A 1,080-nucleotide genomic window follows, 5' to 3' on the forward strand; every position below is an offset into this window, starting at 1 on the left:
TGTACGGGGTCAGGACGTTGGTTGCAGTCGGCTGATCGGGGGGTTGCCTCCGAGGGCTGAGTGGCGTCGTCCAGTGTTGTAGTGCTCGAGCCAGGGGTCAAGTGCTGCGGTGCGGTCGTCGTTCGAGGTGAACGGTTGCCGGTAGGCCCATTCGGTTTGCAGGGTCCGGTTGAACCTCTCCACCTTGCCGTTCTGCCACGGGCAGTGCGGTTTGATGAACTTCTGCCGGATGCCGTGCGCGCCGCAGACGCCGCGCAGCGACCATCGGTAGGCCCAGGCGTTGTCGGTGATCAGCCGCTCGATGCGGGGGATGCCGTGCGCGGCGAAGTAGCCGATGGCGCGTTCGAGGAACGCGGCGCAGGTCGGGCCCTTCTCGTCGGGGAGGACCTCGGAGTATGCGAGCCGGGAGTGGTCGTCGACGACGGAGTGCACGTAGTCGTAGCCGACGACGGTCTGTTTCCGGGCGGCTGTGGAGCCCATCGCTCTGCCGTGCGCCTTCCACCCGCCGCCGTCGGGGATGCGACCGAGCTTCTTCACGTCCATGTGCACCAGCTCGCCGGGCTGCTCGCGTTCATAGCGGACCGCTGTGGTCTTCGACGCGCGGATCCGCTCCCCGGTCATCGGGTCCAGATCGACCAGACGAGGCAGCCCGGACCGGGCGATGATGCGCGACACCGTCCGCGCCGGCACCCCGGTGCGGGCCGCGACCTCGTCACGGCCGACTCGTTCCTTCTTCCGGATCGCGACCACCGCCGCGGCCCTGGCATCGGGGGTGCGGTTGGCGACGTGGTGAGGCCGCGAGGAGCGATCGTAGAGACCGGCTTCACCCTCGGCGCGGTAGCGGTCCAGCCACCGCTTCACGCAGCGTCGGGACACGCCCATTGCCGCGGCGATATGCGCCTGCTTCCACCCGGCACCGGCACGATGGACGATGAGCAGCCTGCCGTGCACGGTCAAGCGGGCATTACGGTGGGACACGAGAACCTCCGAGTTCGTGAAGACGTCAGACATCTCCACTAAGCCCGGAGGTTCTCCCCTTTCACAAGACCGGAAACGCCACCAACCTCATGGCCGGGTACA

1 protein-coding gene is annotated in these 1,080 nt (G+C 67.6%); it reads right to left on the reverse strand.

Annotation, left to right across the window (positions count from 1 at the left end; translation table 11 throughout):
* Positions 1-9 precede the first annotated feature (9 nt).
* The gene (locus ON062_RS13650) at positions 10-978 is read right to left on the reverse strand and encodes an IS481 family transposase (RefSeq protein WP_101852925.1); all 969 of its coding nucleotides are present in this window, start codon (positions 976-978) and stop codon (positions 10-12) included.
* Positions 979-1,080 lie beyond the last annotated feature (102 nt).

The sequence above is a fragment of the Microbacterium sp. C7(2022) genome (genome assembly GCF_028823665.1).
GTDB lineage: Bacteria > Actinomycetota > Actinomycetes > Actinomycetales > Microbacteriaceae > Microbacterium.